Origin of the sequence: Pacificibacter marinus (assembly GCF_018860505.1) — a bacterium.
In the GTDB taxonomy this organism is placed as follows: Bacteria; Pseudomonadota; Alphaproteobacteria; order Rhodobacterales; family Rhodobacteraceae; genus Celeribacter; species Celeribacter marinus_B.
In genome coordinates, this window is the sequence record NZ_JAHKPU010000021.1 from 23268 (window position 1) to 42139 (window position 18872).

Genomic DNA, 18872 nt, shown 5'->3' on the forward strand with positions numbered 1-18872 from the left:
ACATTTGGCGATTTTCGCAGCTGTACAAACCTCAAACTTGTCGAATCCCAAAACGCCCCAGATATTTCGAAGTCTCTATTGGCCAGCGCCCAACCACAAATACGCGCATTTTCCGCTTAGCGCGATCGCCGTGCAGACTGCCGCCATTGGCAAAACAAAAAAAAGGGGGACCCATTGGCCCCCCTAAGGTTCGCTGATCAGGCTCATCATTGATTGCTGCCCTATAGTGTTTTTGCCTGCGGCCTGATCAACGCCGGGAGCGAACGCATCCGCTCCGGAAACTGGGGTCACGTGACCCTTGGATGAGGACAATCCTTTAAAAAGACCGCAGCCCCCACCCTTGCAGCGCCCCGATAAAGGGGCACCGCAAATTTCATATCAATGCAGCACGCGCCCCGCGCTGCTGTTCACTGAAAAGACCGCCGTACAGCCATCAATGCCGTCGGACTGAAAGTCTTGCACAGAATACGTCACTGACAGCGCAGGGATGCCCATGATCGACACGGTGTGGCTGCCCGCAAAGGCATCCGCCAACGTCGCCTCGACACCAGCGGCAAAGTTTGCCTCGATGGTGTTGCCACGCATTTGCACATGATCGGCCACACAGTGCTGTCCAGCGATATCAAAAACCAAATTCATCATCTTATTCCTTAGCTACAGCCCGAAGTGCCGCCGCAGGTGTTACATTTCATACAAGTGCCATTGCGCACGAGTGTGTAATTGCCACATTCGCCGCATGGATCGCCTTCATAGCCCTGCATTTTCGCTTTGGAGCGCAGATCAAGTGATGTCGCGCTACTAGACACAGCCCCCGATGATACGGCTGGACTTGCGGCCGGTGTCGCGTTTTGCGTCAAAGCCTGCATCGCCATTTGAGTATCTGCGGCCCCATCAAGCGCCACGCCCCCGCTTCCACCTTGCAGCACGACCAATTCCTGCGGCATGCGTTTGCGCAAGTATCCCGTAGAGGAAATCTGCTTGAGCACCTCAATCGATTTGGCAGAGGCATTTTCAGATGGAGAGCGTACATTGGACACGCCCTCTTCTTCGCCACGGCCCAGATCGTCGAAAGCATGACCTTCGGGTTTCACATGGGCCAAATCGGTGCGATCCAAGTAGGACACAGCCAATTCACGGAAGATGTAATCCAAAATCGATGTTGCATTTTTGATGCTGTCGTTGCCCTGCACCATGCCAGCGGGTTCGAATTTGGTAAAGGTAAAGGCATCCACGAACTCTTCGAGCGGCACGCCATATTGCAGGCCAACAGAGACCGCGATAGCGAAGTTGTTCATCATCGCACGGAAACCCGCGCCCTCTTTGTGCATATCGATAAAGATTTCACCCAAGTTGCCGTCTTGGTATTCACCGGTGCGCAGGTACACTTTGTGCCCGCCAACGATAGATTTCTGCGTGTAGCCTTTGCGGCGCGATGGCAGTTTTTCACGGCCACGAGCAACCTCTTTGATGATCACTTTTTCGATGATCTTTTCAGCCAGCACCTGCGCTTTTTCTTGAGTTGATCCTGAGGCGAGAATTTCTTCGGCTTCCTCGTCGTCTTCGATCAAAGCGGCGGCCAATGGTTGCGACAGCTTTGATCCGTCACGGTAAAGCGCATTGGCTTTGATGCCCAATGACCATGACAACTCATATGCGGCCAGACAATCTTCGATCGTGCCGTCGTTGGCCATGTTGATGGTTTTGGAAATTGCGCCAGAGATAAAGGACTGCGCTGCCGCCATCATTGTGATGTGGCTTTCAACAGACAGATAACGCTGACCTTTTTTTCCGCAGGCATTGGCACAATCAAAGATGCTGTAATGTTCTTTTTTCAGATGTGGCGCGCCTTCTAGGGTCATCGTGCCGCAAACATGGTCATTGGCTGCATCGATTTCAGCTTTGCTAAAGCCCAAAGAGCGCAGCAAATCAAAAGACGGATCGTTAAGCTTTTCAGCGGGAATACCCAGCGTGCCCGTGCAGAAATCTTCACCCAAAGTCCACTGGTTGAACACGAAACGAATATCAAAGGCAGACGGCAGTGCAGCTTCGATCTTGTTGATCTGCTCTTTGCCAAACCCGTGACCAATCAAAGACGTGTGATTGATCCCCGGTGCGTTGCCGATGGACCCGTGCCCCACAGCGTAGGATACGATTTCTTCGATCTCAGCAGGTTTATAGCCCTGTTTGGCCAAAGCGGCAGGCACAGAACGGTTGATGATTTTAAAGTATCCACCACCAGCAAGCTTTTTGAATTTCACCAAGGCAAAATCTGGCTCGATGCCTGTGGTGTCACAATCCATCACCAAACCAATGGTACCTGTTGGGGCAATCACTGACACCTGCGCGTTGCGGAAGCCGTTTTTCTCGCCGAGTTCCAAGGCCTCGTCCCAAGACATCTTGGCCAGCTCAATCAAAGACGCGTCGGGGCAATTGGCGTGATCCAATGGCACAGGTTTGATATCCAAACCTTCATACCCTGTGGATTTTCCGTAGGCCGCTGTGCGGTGGTTACGGATGACCCGCAGCATGTGCGCGCGGTTTTTCTCAAATTTGGAAAAGGCACCAAGCTCGCCCGCAATCTCAGCAGATGTCGCATAAGAGACACCCGTCATGATCGCCGTCAAAGCGCCAGTCAACGCACGCCCTTCATCTGAATCGTAACCAAAGCCCATGTTCATCAACAAACCGCCGATGTTGGCATAGCCAAGGCCCAAGGTGCGGAAATCATAGGACCGCTGCGCGATCTCTTTTGATGGGAATTGCGCCATCATCACAGAAATTTCCAGCGTCAAAGTCCACAGGCGAGTGGCATGCATGTAGCTTTCTGCATCGAAAACGCCGCCTTTTAGAAAGGTCAGCAAGTTCATTGAGGCCAAGTTACAGGCCGTGTCATCCAAGAACATGTACTCAGAACACGGGTTTGATCCACGAATAGCACCGTCCTCTGGACAGGTGTGCCATGCGTTCACTGTGTCGTGGAATTGGATACCTGGGTCAGCACAGGCCCAAGCGGCGTGGCCGACGTCTTGCCACAAATCACGTGCGCGCACGGTTTTGGCAACAGAGCCATCCGTGCGGCGGATCAATTCCCAGTCAGCGTCCTCTTTCACAGCTTTCAAAAACGCATCGGTCACGCGCACGGAGTTGTTCGAATTTTGCCCAGACACAGAGGCGTAGGCTTCGGAATCCCAATCTGTATCATATGTTGGGAATTCGATTTTGGCGTAGCCTTGTTTGGCATAATCTAGGACGCGTTTGACATAAGTCTCTGGGATGCAGACTTTCTTGGCCTCTTTGATCGCCGCTTTTAACGCAGAGTTTTTCGCAGGGGTAAAGGCATCTTCTTCAGCACCATCCCATGTGCCGATGGCGTCGAAAATCTCGTTCAACTGGCGCTCGTGCATTTTTGAGCCAGCAACAATGGAGGCCACTTTTTGTTCTTCGATGACTTTCCAGTTGATGAATTCTTCCACATCAGGGTGATCCATATCACAGATCACCATCTTGGCCGCACGACGCGTTGTGCCGCCTGATTTGATCGCGCCAGCCGCACGGTCACCGATTTTCAAGAACCCCATAAGGCCAGAGGATTTGCCACCACCTGAGAGCGCCTCGTCAGAGCCGCGCAAGGACGAAAAATTTGTGCCTGTACCAGAACCGTATTTAAACAAGCGCGCTTCACGCACCCAAAGATCCATGATGCCACCATCACCAACCAAATCGTCGGATACCGATTGGATGAAACAAGCGTGCGGCTGTGGGTGCTCATAAGCGGATGTGGATTGGGTCAAAACACCGGTTTCAAAGTCCACATAGTGGTGGCCTTGGCCCGGTCCATCGATACCGTAAGCCCAATGCAGACCTGTGTTAAACCACTGCGGCGAATTCGGCGCAGCCATTTGGCCCGCCAACATAAAGCGCATTTCGTCAAAGTAAGCGCGTGCGTCGTCTTCAGAGGTGAAATAGCCCCCCTTCCAGCCCCAATACGTCCAAGCACCCGCCAAACGGTCGAACACCTGCTTGGCAGAGGTCTCCCCTCCAAAGCGCTCAGATTCGGGCAACTTCGCGAGGGCTGCATCATCAGGTGCGGATTTCCACAAAAACGACGGGACGCCCTTTTCCTTGATCCGCTTCAACGCTGCTGGCACGCCCGCTTTGCGAAAGTATTTTTGCGCGATCACATCTGAAGCCACTTGGCTCCAATTGGCGGGGATTTCACATTCATCAAGTTTGAACACAACAGTGCCATCTGGATTTCGGATTTCCGAAGACGTCTTTTGAAACGCCATATCGGCATATGCATCTGATCCAGACTTAGTGAATTTGCGTTCGATCTTCATGGATAACTGCCCCGTATTCAACTTACTGTTTTACGCGTCACCAGAGCCTTGTGACGCTGGTGCGGCGGGCCTTTTGACCCTGAATTTCATACCTTTGAGCTGAAACAATCAGCTCGCCTTGCCATCGATCAAGATCACTCAGGCCAAACAGCGTCAGGAAAACATCGCAAAAATCGGCAAACCGTTTCCACGCTGGACTTGTGAAGATTACAAATCCAGTCAAAGGCAAAGCCCTTGGATATTATGTGCGAGTGTCGCCCAACACGTCTAAATCTTTGATCGTCTCTCATTTCGGTAACGCCGTATCGTGTCCGGCCCTGCCTAGAGTTCTTATTTCAAAGATACGTTTGATCGTCCCTTGTTGATCGCCTTGATCGCCTCTTGTCCCTGATCGCCATTGAGCCACTAAATGTAGTATCTCGCCAACCGACCAGCACAATGTGCAGCGTTATACCCCGTTCGGTCAACGCCAAAATTAGCACTTAGGCAACCTCTTTCTTATTGACGGATTTCACCCACAGGGCACATCGATTCGTATCCTTTATCGTTAATACAAATCTCTTTTATTTCTAGGGCTTTGCCGACGCTGTTTAACCAATTGGCTGAGAGCTTGTGGATAAGTGCGGGGGATAAAAAAAGGACGGTTGGGATCAAAACAACCCTATGCTGCACAAACTATGCGCATACAACATGTAGTAGCAGCATTTGGTGAGGTCGACGTTACAAGACCCTGAAATTCCTAAAATTAAGGGAAAACACAGCACTTATCCTCGAAAATTCAGTTCATATTTAAGAATTTTAAAACCAAATACACATACCCCAAAATTGACTGATCTTTTTGACGAATCAAAGAATCGAAACGTAACGATTCTACGACGACCACACAGATGACATGCCGCGCACGACCACAACATGTCGTGTGACCAAGTTCTTTAAACGCAAAAAACGCCTCAAACCCCTAGAGGCTTAATGCGCTTTGCATATCGTATATTTAGTAAATGGTCGGGACGGCAAGATTCGAACTTGCGGCCTACGGTACCCAAAACCGTCGCGCTACCAGGCTGCGCTACGCCCCGACTGAGAGTTCTATAATGGCAGTGATTGGGGATGAAAACCCCTATTTCGCATCACAAGGCAAAGAAGTGAAAAAATCGTAAGCTGGGTGCAAAAGCACGTCGCCAATTTCGATGCTTTTAGCCTTAGAAACACCGGCATTTATCTCCAAAACAGAAAAAATGGCCTCTCCACCAAAAATTGCAGTTTCATCATGAGGAATTGCATTTTCATGGATCGAGACAATGACACCGCTCTGATCTGTGAAAATCATATCGAGGGGAATCAATGTGTTCTTCATCCAAAAGCTCACAGGCCGCGGATCTGGATAGACGAATAACATCCCTGCATCCTCATCCATCGCCTCAACGAACATCAACCCACGGGCGCGTTCTGCTGCGTCATCGGCCACATCAACGGAAAAGCTATGAGACCCGCTTTGCGTTTCGATGACAACGTGGTCCGCAGCGCATGTCAATGCCTCGGCCCGCTCTGTGCTGGCCGCGCTCACCGCCAAAGCCGCAGCGACGAGGGACAGGTAGGCTTTCAGTGGCTTGGATGCAGACCTTTGCGTTACAGGCTGCTGATCAAACCACTTACGCGCAGACAGGCCTGAACACTTAGAAAAAAGGGCCGCACATTGTGCAGCCCTTAAATATAAATATGAATTACTCTGCATCAGTGTACAACTCCAACGGGGTATCATCGGCATACCCTACCCCAGCATCATCACGCGCCGCCACATCCCAGGCGATCACCTGTGCCGCCATGCGACCTCTGCGCCCATCAATAACCCGCAGCGCGACAGCTTCACCAGGCATAAGATCGGCAAGTCCAGAACGACGTAAAACTTCGACGTGAACAAAAATATCATCAGATTTGCCAAAGACATTGGCGAATCCGAATCCCTTACCCTTATCGAACCACTTGACCCGTGCCGGTTCAAGCGGCGTGTCCAGATCCGCGCCTTCCAGATGTTCAAGGTCTTCCAGTGACGGTCCAACGGATGCCAAAGGTGGCTCGATCGATAGAACTTCTATGGCTTGAATGCCCCGATCTGTTTCTTGCACAGTCAGCCGAATATTGGCTGCATCGGCAACAGTGCTTTGACCAAAGACCCTAAGGACATTGGCATGTAGCAAAATATCGGGGCCGCCGTCATCTGCGACGACAAAACCAAAACCTCTTGCGGGGTCGAACCATTTCACCTGTCCGGCCACCATTCTTTCTAAATTGTTGTCGCTCATATTTCCCATCTCTTTTGAAGGCGCAACATCCGCTCTTCAAATATTTTGGGGCACCTGCCCCTCATCCCGAGGTTAAGGTGCGACAAACTGCACGCAGTATCAAGGTGTGAAGGACATGTCTTTTTGTTGTTATGGTAACATTACTGACCCGAATATCAAAATTACCTTACGTAAGCCTAAGGGTTAAGCATTGAGACGGACCACGAATCAGCCTCTGTCGCTCGCGTCCAACGGAATCGGTCATGAAGTCGAAAGTCCCCAGCCGCCCAAAACTCGATTTCTGTTGGCACGACACGATAGCCACCCCAGAACGGCGGGCGCTTGGGGTTTGGTCCATGTTTCAAGCCTTGTTTGGCAACAGCTTCCATAAGAGAAGCCTTGGACACCAAAGGGCGCGACTGCGCGGAGGCCCAAGCGCCAATGCGACTGCCAAGTGCACGCGATTTGTAGTAGAGATCAGAAGCCTCGTCACTTTCGCGCATAATGTTCCCGCGCACCCGAATTTGGCGCTGCAAACTTTTCCAGTGCATTACAAAAGCGGCTTTGCCTGCGGTTTCTATTTCACCCGCTTTGGCGCTTTCATAATTTGTGAAAAACACGAAAGCATCCTCTTCGATCGCTTTGAGCAGCACCATACGCGCATTGGGCATACCCTCTGTGTCAACGGTCGACAAAGCGATGGCGTTGGGATCATTCACTTCAGTTGCCGTGGCCTCAGCGAGCCAAGTACGCGCGATCTCGAACGGGTTATCGCCTTTGAAAATACCACTGCGTTTGACGTCCATGAACTGATCTCCTTTGCATGACATAAGTGGAATATCGCGTCCCCCGCGCCTCAACAAGGGGACGGATCAACCGCAGGGGACTTCGCCGCATATCACGGGGCGCTGCGACACATATATAGTGTACGACACATATGTATGTCAGTCGCATGTCAAAACCACAGGCTTGATAGCGCGGGCCAAACCGCATAAAGCCTATACCCAACGCAGCACAAACGCAGCACAAACGCAGCATATAGGTGGGAGAACCGACCATGACAAAACTTATGGACGGAAAACGCGGTCTGATCATGGGCCTCGCCAACGACAAATCAATCGCTTGGGGCATTGCCAAAGCACTGGCCGAGCATGGCGCTGAGCTATGCTTTTCATACCAAGGCGAGCAACTCAAAAAACGCGTTGATCCTTTGGCGGAAAAACTTGGCTCTGACTTTGTGGTGCCTTGCGATGTGTCTGATGGTGCCTCAGTGGATGCGCTTTTTGCCCAGATAGAAGAAAAATGGGGCAAGATCGATTTTATCGTGCATGCCATCGGTTTTTCCGACAAAGGCGAATTGCGTGGGCGTTACGTTGACACCACCCGCGACAACTTTAACCTGACAATGGATATTTCTGTCTATTCCTTCACGGCCGTCGCGCAGCGCGCAGCCAAGTTGATGACAGATGGCGGCTCTATGTTGACCATGACCTATTACGGTGCCGAGCGCGTTATGCCGCATTACAATGTTATGGGCGTGGCCAAAGCCGCTTTGGAAGCCTCCGTGCGCTACTTGGCCGAAGATCTTGGCAAAGACGGTATTCGCGTCAACTCCATCTCTGCGGGTCCGATCAAGACTTTGGCGGCCTCCGGCATTGGCGATTTCCGCTACATTATGAAATGGAATGAGTACAATTCACCGCTGCGTCGCAATGTGACCATCGACGATGTGGGCGGTTCAGCTTTGTACCTCTTGTCCGATCTGGGCGCGGGTGTCACAGGCGAAACACACCACGTTGATGCAGGGTACCACGTTGTCGGCATGAAAGCCGTTGACGCGCCTGACATCACCAAGGGCTAGACCATGACATTGGCGGCGCTTGTCGCGTTTTACTTTGTGCATCTGGCCGCGGCGATTTCGCCGGGGCCAGCTGTTTTATTAGCGGCGCGCACAGCCCTGCGCGAAGGCATGCTTAAAGGCGCATATCTTGCCATAGGCATCGGGCTTGGCGCATGTTTTTGGGCGCTGGCAGCCCTTTTCGGACTGGCAATTTTGTTCCAAGTCGCACCGGTTCTTTTGACCGTGCTCAAAATTTGTGGCGGTCTGTATCTTGGATATTTGGCCTATAAAATCTGGAAACATGCGCCTGAGCCAATGACCACAGAAATGCCGGAAGGCTATGAGGGCTTGTCGGGGCTTGCTTTGATCTGGCTTGGCATCACCACGCAATTGGCCAATCCGAAACCGGCTTTATTCTTTGGAACGATTTTTTTGACGCTCGTGCCTGCGCACCCCCCACTTTGGGTCTATCCCGTCGTTCTTTCTATAATCTTTTTTAACGATTGCGGTTGGAATATCATCGTGTCGCGAATCTTTTCGCTTGAGCGCACGCGCCGCACCTATCTAACTCTAAAAACAACCATCGATCGCGTTTTTGGCGGCCTACTGGCGGCCCTCAGCGCCAAACTCGTTCTCAGCTAAGGACCATGACATGACAGACCGTTTGCCACACGAAAAAGGGTTTCACATCAGCTGGGATCAAATTCACCGCGACAGCCGCGCTTTGGCATGGCGCTTGGATGGTAAAGGCCCCGACGCAGGCGCATGGCGTGCTGTCGTCGCGATCACCCGTGGTGGCATGGCCCCTGCAATGATCATCGCACGCGAGTTGGACATTCGCACCGTCGATACGATTTCTGTCAAATCCTATGATCACCAAAACCAAGGCGCGGCCGAAGTGCTCAAAGCACCTGATAAAGATATGATGGGCGATGGCACGGGGATCTTGGTTATCGATGACCTTGTGGACAGCGGCAAAACACTTGAGCTGGTTCGCGAACTGTATCCGCAGGCGCATTTCGCGACGGTTTATGCAAAACCGCAAGGTCGGCCTCAGGTCGACACCTTTATCACCGAAGTCTCGCAAGACACATGGATCTTTTTCCCATGGGATATGGCGCTGCAATACGTTCAGCCCTACCGTGGCAAAGACTGATTCAGGGGCAAATTTTACACAGATCAAAGCGCCCTTCTTGGGCGTTTTAATCCCCTAGGCATTCAGCAACGCCAGTTTCAGCAGCACCGCGAACCAGTGCTCACGTCAACTTGACATACGTCAAGCTGCATTCAAATCAGATCCGCCCAACAAAGCAGCCTCTTTAGCCTGTTGGATTGCAGACCGTGCTGTCTGTGCGCTCGACAATGCATCAAAGGCGCTAGCGACATGTTCGACCGCTGCACAAGCAGCGCGCATAAGAAACGCACTTTGTCGTGGCATGATGTCATATGACCCGTCGCGGACCTCATCCAACAGGGTCGCCATCAAGGTGATATTTTGCACCTGTGCGCAGGCCAGAGCGCATTCTAATTTCTCAACCAACTGATTTGTAAGCATATTGAACCTCATTAACTTGGTGAAGTATTGTTATGATTGGTCGCAGCCTCAACATAGGTGGCGACGACAGATCAACTATCCCTCAAACACCCCATCGAAAAGTTAACGTCGTGCAACGCGGAGCACTTCAAAGCGCTCAAACCAGCAACACGATAAAAATTGCGCCGCATCCCGCTGCAATTGCAAAGAAAAGAGGCGCGAAAGGAATTGATTTTCATGCGGCAATTCGCACAATCCTGAGGTGATTGAAAACCCGCATCAGGAAGGTTAGCTGTAGGTCACTGCCGCTGTAAAACCATTATGATCTGCCACAAAAGGACATCGCCATGTCATCGTCGACCCCTCTGCCACTTTCAACCGCAATGCAAAACACGATGGCGCCGCCAATCATGGAAGCATCGACTTGGCTTGAAGGGGTTTCATTTTCCGCAGACAAGCCCTTGATCAACCTTTCACAAGCCGCCCCGACACAGGCCCCGCCCCTTGCACTGCGCCGAGAAATGGCGCGCATTGCTGTCGAGGACGACACAGCCCATCATTATGGCGACGTTTTGGGCCTGAAAGCGCTGCGCAGTGAGATCGCCAATCAGTGGAGCAGCAAATACCACGGCCAGATCAAAGCCGAAGACGTGGCCATCACATCAGGATGCAACCAAGCGTTTACCGCCGTGATGTCGACGCTCTGCGCGGCAGGTGACGAGATCATCTTGCCCACACCTTGGTATTTCAATCACAAAATGTGGGCCGATATGAATGGTGTATCTGTGGCCCCCTTGATGACAGGACCAGACCTGTTGCCAGATTTGGAATCGGCGGCGAAACTGATCACCCCGCGCACCCGCGCCATCGTTTTGGTTAGCCCCAACAACCCCGGCGGTGTTGAATATCCAGCCGAACTGGTCACGCAGTTTTACGCGCTCGCCAAAGCGCGCCGGATCGCCTTGGTCATTGATGAAACCTACCGCGATTTTGACGCGCGTGACGGCGTGCCGCATTATCTGTTCCAGCAACCCGATTGGCGCGACACAGTTGTGCAGCTTTATTCCTTTTCCAAGGTTTACCGGATGATGGGGCACCGTGTGGGCGCAATCGTTGCTAGCCCTGCACGTTTGGCGCAGGTTGAAAAGTATCTAGACACCGTCACCATCTGCGCAAATCAGTTGGCGCAAAAAACAGCACTTTGGGCGATGCAAAACCTATCTGATTGGGTCGCGTCTGAGCGTGATGAAATTCTTGCGCGACGTGCGGCCATCGAAGACGGTTTTAAAACGCTGTCAAACAAAGGCTGGCATTTGCGGGGCTGTGGCGCCTATTTTGCTTATGTCGAGCACCCGTTTGATATGCCCTCGTCCGAGCTTGCCCCTTGGTTGGTCAAAACCGCGGCACTCTTGGTCTTGCCCGGAACGATGTTTATGTCAAAGGGGCATCGAGACGGCGAAAAACACCTGCGGATCGCCTTTGCCAATGCTGATCTCGCGCAAATCTCGCAGCTTTTTGATCGTCTGGCACAGATTGAGCCCTAATCTGGCCCGATCTGCCTTGCGAGCCGCCGCCGAACCCCCTAGACATTTCGCAGTTTGATGGGAGACAGATCGACATGGCGAGCAAAAACGGTTCCGGCAAGAAAATGGTTGTTTGGGGTATCCTCGGTCTTTTGATCGTGGGCCTTGGCGGATTTGGCACGGCCAACTTTGGTGGATCGATCAGTAATGTCGGCTCTGTCGGTGACCGCGATATCGACGTGAACACTTACGCCAATGCCTTGACGAACGAGATCAGCCGCCTAGAGCAGCAGATCGGTCAGCAGATGTCGATTGAGCAAGCCGAGCAAATCGGCATCCCTGCCCGCGTGTTGAATCAATTGTTCAACCAAGCCGCACTTGACGGCGAAACAGCACGCCTTGGCCTGTCTGTTGGTGACGCGGCTGTACGCAGCCAGCTTTTGTCCATCCCTGCATTCCAAGGCTTGGACGGCACATTTGATTCCGACACATACAGAGCCTCGTTGAACGGAATCGGTGAAAACCCATCATCTTTTGAAGAAGGCCTGCGCGAAGATCTGGCCCGTGCTTTGTTGCAAGGCGCTTTGACCACAGGCGTCACCATGCCCGAGATTTACGGCGATGTCGTTGTGGAATGGATCGGCGAACGCCGCACAATTTCAGTCGCGACCATGGGCGGCGAGGCACTGTCCACAGGCGTTCCTGTGCCAACAGAAGCGGATATCAAGGCACAATATGACGCCAATCCTGACGCCTATACCGCGCCCGAAACACGCAATATCACCTATGTCTGGCTGACCCCTGCCATGATCAGCAACGAGGTTGATCTGGATGAGGCCAGCCTACGCCAGATATACGACGATAATATCGCGCAATTTGTGCAGGCAGAACGCCGCTTGGTCGAACGCTTGGTTTTTGGCTCCGCCGAGGATGCCGCAGCGGCCACTGCGCGCCTACAAGCGGGCGAAACCACGTATGAAGATGAAATCATTGCACGCGGCTTGGATATCATTGACGCAGACATGGGCGATGTCGCCCAAAGCGATCTTGGATCTGCCGGCGATGCTGTCTTTGCCCTTGAGGTGTCCGGCGTTTCTGATGTGATCATGACTGATATCGGTCCAGCCATTTTCCGTGTAAACGGCATCTTGGAGGCATCTGAAATTTCGTTCGAAGAGGCTCGCGCAGATCTGTCGGTCGAAATGGCCTCAGACGCAGCCCGCCGCGATATTTCCGACATGATCGAAGATCTTGACGATCTCTTGGCCTCAGGTGCGACCCTAGAAGAAGTCGCCGCTGAAACCCGCATGGAACAAGGCCAACTGGGCTGGACTGCCACATCAGAAGACGGGATCGCGTCTTATTCTGCTTTCGTCGCAGCAGTACGCGCCGCCGAAGTGGGCGATTTCCCCGAAATTGTTGAGCTGTCTGATGGCGGTATCTTTGCCATGCGCCTTGATTCTGTGACCCCTGCCACGCTGACCCCGCTTGAAGACGTGCGTGACCAAGTCGTCGCCGATTGGGAAGTCGCAGAAACAGCCCGTCAAATGCTTGTGCGTGCACAAGATTTGGAAAGCCAAGTCGCCTCAGGCACACCGCTCGCGGACTTAGGCTTGCCTGTTGAAACATTCGAAACCATCACGCGCCAAGACTTCATCTCGACCATGCCAGAAGGCTTTATTGATGTTGTGTTTGAACCAGGTTTGGCTGCGGGGGCAACAACCCTAATCGAAGGCGACGGACGCGTTGTCATCGCTCTCATTGATGCCGTGTTACCGCCAGAGGACACTGCGGATAACACAGCCATCGCCGACAGCTACATCGCCTCTGCGGCACAAGGCGCTGCCCAAGATGTGGTCACTGCTTTCTCAAGTGCACTGCGCACTCGTGAAGGGATTTCCATCAACCAAACTGCGGTTGATGCGATCCACGTTCAACTGCCGTAAGACACTAAAATCAAAGTAAAAGGTCATTCCAAATGGCAAAAATCATCCCTGCGTTTGACGCCTTTGATGCCGCTTATTCGGCGGGTGAAAACCAAGTGGTCTACGCCAAAGTGGCCGCTGATTTGGACACGCCTGTGTCGATTATGCTCAAACTCGCAGGCGCGCGTTCGGATAGTTTTATCCTTGAATCCGTCACTGGCGGCGAAGTGCGGGGGCGTCATTCCATCATCGGCATGAAGCCCGATCTGGTGTGGAAATGTGATGGCACGACAGCGCAAATCAACCGCGATGCGCGTTTTGATTCTACGGCTTTTACATCTGAAACCTCCGATCCTCTGACCTCATTGCGGGCCTTGATTGCCGAAAGCAAAATTGATTTGCCTGCTGAGTTGCCCTCGCCCTCTGCGGGCCTATTTGGCTATCTTGGCTACGACATGATCCGCCATGTCGAACACTTGCCCAATGTGAACCCTGATCCTATTGGCACCCCTGACGCGCTGATGATGCGCCCCACTGTTGTGGCTGTGCTTGATGGCGTCAAAGGCGAAGTCACGGTTGTATCCCCTGCTTGGGTCAAATCCGGCCAGTCGTCCCGTGCCGCTTACGCCCAAGCGGCGGAACGTGTCATGGACGCGCTACGTGATTTGGAACGCGCGCCTGAGGGCACATCCCACGATCTAGGGGAAAGCTACGAGGCCCCAGAAGGGGTATCGAATTTCACCCGTGAGGGCTATAAACAAGCCGTTGATAAGGCGAAAGACTACATCAAAGCGGGCGATATTTTTCAAGTTGTCCCTTCGCAGCGTTGGACCCAAGACTTTCCACTGCCGCCCTTTTCGCTCTATCGATCTTTGCGCCGTACCAATCCGTCACCCTATATGTTCTTTTTTAACTTTGGCGGCTTTCAAATTATCGGCGCTTCGCCCGAAATTTTGGTGCAGGTCAAAGACAGCACAGTCACCATTCGCCCCATCGCAGGCACCCGTAAACGCGGCGCCACCCCTGCGGAAGATACTGCACTTGAGTTGGATCTTTTGGCGGATCAAAAGGAACTGGCCGAACATTTGATGTTGCTGGATCTGGGGCGCAACGACACTGGCAAGGTCTCAAAAATCGGCACAGTGCATCCCACTGAAGAGTTCACAATCGAGCGCTATAGCCATGTTATGCACATCGTGTCCAACGTTGTGGGTGAGCTGTCCGACGACCAAGATGCGCTGTCCGCTTTGCTGGCAGGCTTGCCCGCAGGCACTGTGTCTGGCGCCCCGAAGGTGCGCGCGATGGAAATCATTGACGAGCTTGAGCCCGAGAAACGTGGTATCTATGGCGGCGGTGTTGGCTATTTCTCATCGGGCGGCGATATGGACATCTGCATCGCGCTGCGCACGGGTGTGTTGAAAGACAAAAAGCTCTACATCCAAGCGGGCGGTGGCGTGGTTTATGACAGCGATCCCCAACTTGAGTTTGAGGAAACAGTTAACAAATCCAACGCCCTACGCATGGCGGCACGGGACGCAGGCATGTTCTCCAAGGCGGGCAATTCCTAAGCGCCGCACAGACGCCACCGTGCCTAAACTGGCAATTCGGTGGTTGATTTAATTTGTTCCATCGAAAGAAGTGCAGTGACGTTGTAGATGTTCACCTCTTTGATCAGGGCTTGATAAAACGCGTCATAGGCCTTTGCGTTTGAAACGCGTACTTTGAGAATATAGTCAATCTCCCCTGCCAAACGGTGCGCTTCCAACACTTCAGGACGGCGTTTTAGCACTTGCAAGAATTTTTCCTGCCAACCCGCTTCATGGGCATTGGTTTTCACCAAAACAAAGAAACAGGCCTCAAGCCCAAGCGCATCGGGATCAAGGATCACAGTTTGCTGCCCAATGACGCCGTTTTCGCGCATTTTTCGGATGCGATTCCACACTGGCGTCTTGGAAGACCCCACTTTTCGAGCAATTTCGTCCAAAGATTGACTTGCATCGACCTGCAACTCGCCCAAAATTTTCCGATCCATTACATCCAATTGGACTGCCATTTCGGTTTTCTCCTTATTTGCGGAACCAGCACCCTGTGCAGCCCACGGAATGGAACAAATATCCTTATTCCCCAGACCCTATAGTAGTTTCATAGGATAATGTTCTAAATAAGAAGAGAAATTACACAAGTCTGGATCGCACATGGCCCGCCCTTTTACGCCCAAGATTGTCACCGCAAACGCCCTGCTTGAAGGCGATGTTATCTATTTGTCAGCCTCTGACACATGGGTGCGCGCTCTGAGCGATGCTGCACTCTTTGACACGCAAGAGGTCGCAGAAGAACGCCTCGCCTTTGCAGCCAAAGACGGGTTTGCCGTTGGCGCCTATCTTGTTGATGCTGTTGCGGGCGAAAACGGTCCAGAACCAACCCATTTCCGTGAAGATTTCCGTCGTACCGGACCTTCTAATCACAATCACGGCAAACAGGCGGAGCTTTAAGATGTACTCTTACAACGATTTTGACGAGGCTTTTGTGCGCGAACGCGTATCTCAGTTTTCTGGCCAAGTGGCCCGCCGCATTGATGGCTCTTTGACAGAAGAAGAGTTTCGCCCTTTGCGTTTGATGAACGGCTTGTACTTGCAATTGCACGCCTACATGCTGCGCGTTGCGATCCCATATGGCACGTTGAATCCTGATCAAATGGATCAGCTGGCGATGATCGCTGAAAAATTCGACAAAGGTTACGGCCACTTTACCACGCGTCAAAATATCCAGTACAACTGGCCAAAACTGCCAGATGTGCCTGCCATTCTTGAAGCTTTGGCCGATGTTGAAATGCACGCCATTCAGACCTCTGGCAACACCATTCGCAACGTGACAGCCGACCACTTTGCTGGGGCAGCTGCTGATGAATCCTTTGACCCGCGCCCTGTGGCCGAGCTTATTCGCCAATGGTCAACAGATCATCCAGAATTCCAGTTCTTGCCACGCAAGTTCAAGGTTGCCGTAACGGGCGCATCGCATGATCGCGCGGTTGTGCGCGCCCATGACATTGGTATCGTTTTGAAAGAACAAAACGGCGTTAAGGGGGCTGAAGTCATCGTGGGTGGTGGCTTAGGTCGCACGCCGATGGTTGGCAAAACCTTGTCCGACTTTGTGCCCTTCGCAGATTTGCTGCCCTACATCGAGGCGACAGTGTCCGTTTGGAATTTGTTAGGCCGTCGTGACAACAAATACAAAGCACGTATCAAGATTACGGTTCATGAGAACGGCTTGGACGATATCCGTGCCCGTGTAGAAGAACGTTTTGCGCAAATCAAGCCGACATTCGGCGGCGTAGACATGGACATGCTTGCACAAATCGAACAATTCTTTGTGTCGCCCATTTTTGTCGATAAGCCCATGGAATCCTACACTCGTGCCTATGAAAACGACCCAGTGTTTCGCGCTTGGGCAGACACCAACTTGGCCGCACATAAGAACGCAGATTATGCAATTGTAACAGTGTCTTTGAAAAAACCAGGCACAACACCAGGCGATGCCTCTGCAGATCAAATGCGGTCTTTGGCGCAGCTGGCACGCGACTATGCACATGATGAATTGCGCATCTCTCACGAGCAAAATGTGATCTTGCCACATGTGCACAAATCGAACCTGCCTGCACTGCACGCAGTGTTGAAAGCCAATGATCTGGCGACAGCCAATGCCGGTTTGATTTCAGATATCATCGCCTGCCCCGGCATGGATTATTGCGCACTGGCAACGGCACGTTCTATCCCTGTCGCACAGGGCATCGCCACGCGGTTTGAAGAATTGAAACTGGAACAAGACATCGGCGAGTTGAAAATCAAAATCTCAGGCTGCATTAACGCCTGTGGCCACCACCATGTGGGTCACATCGGCATTTTGGGCTTGGATCGTGCTGGCGTTGAAAACTACCAAATCACCCTTGGCGGTGACGGCACTGAAACCACGGTGATTGGCGATCGCACGGGGCCAGGCTTCGCCTATGACGAGATCATTCCTGCAATCGAGCGTTTGGTCTACGCCTATTTGGATTTGCGCCTTGATGCCGAGGAAACCTTTTTGGCGACCTATCGCCGCTTGGGCATGCCGCCATTCAAAGAGGCGCTTTATCCCGTCAAAGAGGATAAAGCAGATGCCGCATGAGGCCACGCGCCTAAGGGAAGAATTCGGCACGGTGGATGAACGTGTGGCGCGCTTGAATGCGCGCTACAAAAACCATTCTGCAACATCCGTGTTGGAACTGGCTTTGCGCGATGCAGAGCTGGGCCGTATTGCGTTGGTATCATCCTTTGGGGCGGAATCTGTTGTGCTTTTGCATATGATTTCGGTGATCAAGCCCACCACGCCTATTGTGTTCATCGACACGCAGATGTTGTTTCAAGAGACGATTGATTATCAACTTGAGCTGATCGAAAAACTCGACTTGCGCGATGTGAGACGCATTCAGCCAAACCCCGCGACGGTTGCCAAGGTTGACCCTGACGGGACTCTCAATCAACGCGACACCGACGCCTGCTGTAGCCTGCGCAAAACCGTGCCCTTACAAGAGGCGATGGACGGTTATGACGCGTGGATCACAGGGCGCAAACGGTTTCAAGCAGGCACACGTGCTGCACTGGATTTCTTCGAGAACGAGCTTGATACACGTATTAAAATCAATCCCTTGGCCCATTGGGCGCCTGAGGATGTCAAAGACTATATGATCAACAACCGTCTGCCCCGTCACCCGCTTGTGGCCAAAGGCTATCCATCAATTGGCTGTGCGCCTTGCACATCACCAGTGAAAGACGGCGAAGATCCCCGTGCGGGGCGTTGGCGTGGTCAGGAAAAAATTGAATGTGGCATTCACTTCGTGGATGGCAAAATGGTGCGTGGCCCGTTGCCAGTAACGGACAATGCGGCAGGCACCGAAAAAGGAGACGCAGCATGAGCGTGATTGTACAAGACAGCGGCTTTGTGGCTGAAGATTTCACTGGTGAGTGGCTGGATTTGCCCTCTGACACCGACCCGTCGACCTTGGCGCAATTCTCAGGTGCGGCAGCCATTCGTATTGATTTCCCGGCCTTTTCTGATGGGCGCGGCTTCACTTTGGCCAAATTGTTGCGCCTTGCAGGCTTTACGGGGCGCTTGCGTGCCAATGGCCATGTGATTGCGGACCAATACGCCATGGCGCGTCGGTCTGGATTTGACGAGGTGTCCATATCCGATGATTTGGCAGCACGCCAACCTGTGGATCAATGGTTGGCCCGAGCTGATTGGCAGGCGCATGATTATCAAGCCCGCGTGCGCGCCGCTGCAAAATCAGGTTAACGAGACGGTCAAAGCAGTAGCGACTTGACGCCTTTCCTCTGACCTAAATCAAAGTTATATGGGAAAAACCCATTATAAAGGGCCCGATACCCGCGGGCAT

Annotated in this window: 17 protein-coding genes and 1 tRNA gene; 10 read left to right on the forward strand and 8 right to left on the reverse strand. The window is 52.5% G+C overall.

What is annotated here, in order from left to right; genetic code table 11:
• Positions 1-378: 378 nt before the first annotated feature.
• The 6 genes from KO503_RS08950 to pdxH form a co-directional block, all read right to left on the reverse strand.
• Positions 379-639: a hypothetical protein gene (locus KO503_RS08950; protein WP_215991215.1), complete on the reverse strand. Its 261-nt coding sequence runs from the start codon at positions 637-639 to the stop codon at positions 379-381.
• Positions 640-650: 11 nt separating this feature from the next.
• Positions 651-4340 (reverse strand): vitamin B12-dependent ribonucleotide reductase, encoded by a 3690-nt coding sequence (locus tag KO503_RS08955; protein ID WP_215991216.1) that lies wholly within the window; start codon positions 4338-4340, stop codon positions 651-653.
• Between the two features lie 999 nt (positions 4341-5339).
• Positions 5340-5416 (reverse strand) — tRNA-Pro (locus tag KO503_RS08960).
• Between the two features lie 41 nt (positions 5417-5457).
• Positions 5458-6072, reverse strand: a complete 615-nt coding sequence (locus tag KO503_RS08965; RefSeq protein WP_215991217.1) for a DUF192 domain-containing protein — start codon at positions 6070-6072, stop codon at positions 5458-5460.
• Positions 6062-6640 carry a cold-shock protein gene (locus KO503_RS08970; protein WP_215991218.1) on the reverse strand — a complete coding sequence of 193 codons (579 nt, stop codon included), beginning with the start codon at positions 6638-6640 and terminating at the stop codon, positions 6062-6064. The genes KO503_RS08965 and KO503_RS08970 overlap by 11 nt, the downstream gene beginning before the upstream one ends.
• 176 nt (positions 6641-6816) lie before the next feature.
• Complete coding sequence (pdxH, locus tag KO503_RS08975) at positions 6817-7425, reverse strand: pyridoxamine 5'-phosphate oxidase (protein ID WP_215991219.1); 609 nt, start codon at positions 7423-7425, stop codon at positions 6817-6819.
• A 251-nt stretch (positions 7426-7676) separates the two neighbouring features.
• Here pdxH and fabI point away from each other — a divergent pair, with 251 nt between their 5' ends.
• From fabI to gpt, 3 genes are read left to right on the forward strand one after another with little or no spacing between them, the layout of a single operon-like run.
• On the forward strand, positions 7677-8480 hold the full coding sequence (fabI, locus tag KO503_RS08980; protein ID WP_215991220.1) for an enoyl-ACP reductase FabI: 804 nt from the start codon (positions 7677-7679) through the stop codon (positions 8478-8480).
• Between the two features lie 3 nt (positions 8481-8483).
• The gene (locus KO503_RS08985) at positions 8484-9101 is read left to right on the forward strand and encodes a LysE family translocator (RefSeq protein WP_215991221.1); all 618 of its coding nucleotides are present in this window, start codon (positions 8484-8486) and stop codon (positions 9099-9101) included.
• Between the two features lie 10 nt (positions 9102-9111).
• Positions 9112-9615: a xanthine phosphoribosyltransferase gene (gene gpt, locus KO503_RS08990; RefSeq protein ID WP_215991222.1), complete on the forward strand. Its 504-nt coding sequence runs from the start codon at positions 9112-9114 to the stop codon at positions 9613-9615.
• 120 nt (positions 9616-9735) lie between these two features.
• Here gpt and KO503_RS08995 read toward each other — a convergent pair whose 3' ends face one another.
• The gene (locus KO503_RS08995; protein WP_215991223.1) at positions 9736-10014 is read right to left on the reverse strand and encodes a hypothetical protein; all 279 of its coding nucleotides are present in this window, start codon (positions 10012-10014) and stop codon (positions 9736-9738) included.
• Between the two features lie 326 nt (positions 10015-10340).
• Between KO503_RS08995 and KO503_RS09000 the strand changes: the two genes are divergently transcribed.
• From KO503_RS09000 to trpE, 3 genes are all read left to right on the forward strand, one after another.
• Positions 10341-11537 carry an aminotransferase gene (locus KO503_RS09000; RefSeq protein WP_215991224.1) on the forward strand — a complete coding sequence of 399 codons (1197 nt, stop codon included), beginning with the start codon at positions 10341-10343 and terminating at the stop codon, positions 11535-11537.
• A 74-nt stretch (positions 11538-11611) separates the two neighbouring features.
• Positions 11612-13462: a peptidyl-prolyl cis-trans isomerase gene (locus KO503_RS09005; protein ID WP_215991225.1), complete on the forward strand. Its 1851-nt coding sequence runs from the start codon at positions 11612-11614 to the stop codon at positions 13460-13462.
• A gap of 32 nt (positions 13463-13494) precedes the next feature.
• Positions 13495-15009, forward strand: a complete 1515-nt coding sequence (trpE, locus tag KO503_RS09010) for an anthranilate synthase component I (protein ID WP_215991226.1) — start codon at positions 13495-13497, stop codon at positions 15007-15009.
• A gap of 23 nt (positions 15010-15032) precedes the next feature.
• On the opposite strand, the gene KO503_RS09015 is transcribed toward trpE, so the two are convergent.
• A complete protein-coding gene (locus tag KO503_RS09015) occupies positions 15033-15494 on the reverse strand; it encodes an Lrp/AsnC family transcriptional regulator (protein WP_215991227.1) in 462 nt (153 codons plus the stop codon).
• A gap of 142 nt (positions 15495-15636) precedes the next feature.
• Here KO503_RS09015 and KO503_RS09020 point away from each other — a divergent pair, with 142 nt between their 5' ends.
• From KO503_RS09020 to KO503_RS09035, 4 genes are read left to right on the forward strand one after another with little or no spacing between them, the layout of a single operon-like run.
• The gene (locus KO503_RS09020; RefSeq protein ID WP_215991228.1) at positions 15637-15933 is read left to right on the forward strand and encodes a DUF2849 domain-containing protein; all 297 of its coding nucleotides are present in this window, start codon (positions 15637-15639) and stop codon (positions 15931-15933) included.
• Between the two features lies 1 nt (position 15934).
• Positions 15935-17605 carry a nitrite/sulfite reductase gene (locus KO503_RS09025; protein WP_215991229.1) on the forward strand — a complete coding sequence of 557 codons (1671 nt, stop codon included), beginning with the start codon at positions 15935-15937 and terminating at the stop codon, positions 17603-17605.
• Complete coding sequence (locus KO503_RS09030; protein ID WP_215991230.1) at positions 17595-18392, forward strand: phosphoadenylyl-sulfate reductase; 798 nt, start codon at positions 17595-17597, stop codon at positions 18390-18392. The genes KO503_RS09025 and KO503_RS09030 overlap by 11 nt, the downstream gene beginning before the upstream one ends.
• Positions 18389-18772 (forward strand): DUF934 domain-containing protein, encoded by a 384-nt coding sequence (locus KO503_RS09035; RefSeq protein ID WP_215991231.1) that lies wholly within the window; start codon positions 18389-18391, stop codon positions 18770-18772. Before KO503_RS09030 ends, KO503_RS09035 begins: the two co-directional genes overlap by 4 nt.
• Positions 18773-18872 lie beyond the last annotated feature (100 nt).

What these genes read in the sequence shown, in the direction of transcription:
- KO503_RS08950 (WP_215991215.1), bottom strand. Translation starts at nt 639, where the DNA reads ATGAATTTGGTTTTTGATATCGCTGGACAGCACTGTGTGGCCGATCAT.
- KO503_RS08955 (WP_215991216.1), bottom strand. Translation starts at nt 4,340, where the DNA reads ATGAAGATCGAACGCAAATTCACTAAGTCTGGATCAGATGCATATGCC.
- KO503_RS08965 (WP_215991217.1), bottom strand. Translation starts at nt 6,072, where the DNA reads ATGCAGAGTAATTCATATTTATATTTAAGGGCTGCACAATGTGCGGCC.
- KO503_RS08970 (WP_215991218.1), bottom strand. Translation starts at nt 6,640, where the DNA reads ATGAGCGACAACAATTTAGAAAGAATGGTGGCCGGACAGGTGAAATGG.
- pdxH (WP_215991219.1), bottom strand. Translation starts at nt 7,425, where the DNA reads ATGGACGTCAAACGCAGTGGTATTTTCAAAGGCGATAACCCGTTCGAG.
- fabI (WP_215991220.1), top strand. Translation starts at nt 7,677, where the DNA reads ATGACAAAACTTATGGACGGAAAACGCGGTCTGATCATGGGCCTCGCC.
- KO503_RS08985 (WP_215991221.1), top strand. Translation starts at nt 8,484, where the DNA reads ATGACATTGGCGGCGCTTGTCGCGTTTTACTTTGTGCATCTGGCCGCG.
- gpt (WP_215991222.1), top strand. Translation starts at nt 9,112, where the DNA reads ATGACAGACCGTTTGCCACACGAAAAAGGGTTTCACATCAGCTGGGAT.
- KO503_RS08995 (WP_215991223.1), bottom strand. Translation starts at nt 10,014, where the DNA reads ATGCTTACAAATCAGTTGGTTGAGAAATTAGAATGCGCTCTGGCCTGC.
- KO503_RS09000 (WP_215991224.1), top strand. Translation starts at nt 10,341, where the DNA reads ATGTCATCGTCGACCCCTCTGCCACTTTCAACCGCAATGCAAAACACG.
- KO503_RS09005 (WP_215991225.1), top strand. Translation starts at nt 11,612, where the DNA reads ATGGCGAGCAAAAACGGTTCCGGCAAGAAAATGGTTGTTTGGGGTATC.
- trpE (WP_215991226.1), top strand. Translation starts at nt 13,495, where the DNA reads ATGGCAAAAATCATCCCTGCGTTTGACGCCTTTGATGCCGCTTATTCG.
- KO503_RS09015 (WP_215991227.1), bottom strand. Translation starts at nt 15,494, where the DNA reads ATGGCAGTCCAATTGGATGTAATGGATCGGAAAATTTTGGGCGAGTTG.
- KO503_RS09020 (WP_215991228.1), top strand. Translation starts at nt 15,637, where the DNA reads ATGGCCCGCCCTTTTACGCCCAAGATTGTCACCGCAAACGCCCTGCTT.
- KO503_RS09025 (WP_215991229.1), top strand. Translation starts at nt 15,935, where the DNA reads ATGTACTCTTACAACGATTTTGACGAGGCTTTTGTGCGCGAACGCGTA.
- KO503_RS09030 (WP_215991230.1), top strand. Translation starts at nt 17,595, where the DNA reads ATGCCGCATGAGGCCACGCGCCTAAGGGAAGAATTCGGCACGGTGGAT.
- KO503_RS09035 (WP_215991231.1), top strand. Translation starts at nt 18,389, where the DNA reads ATGAGCGTGATTGTACAAGACAGCGGCTTTGTGGCTGAAGATTTCACT.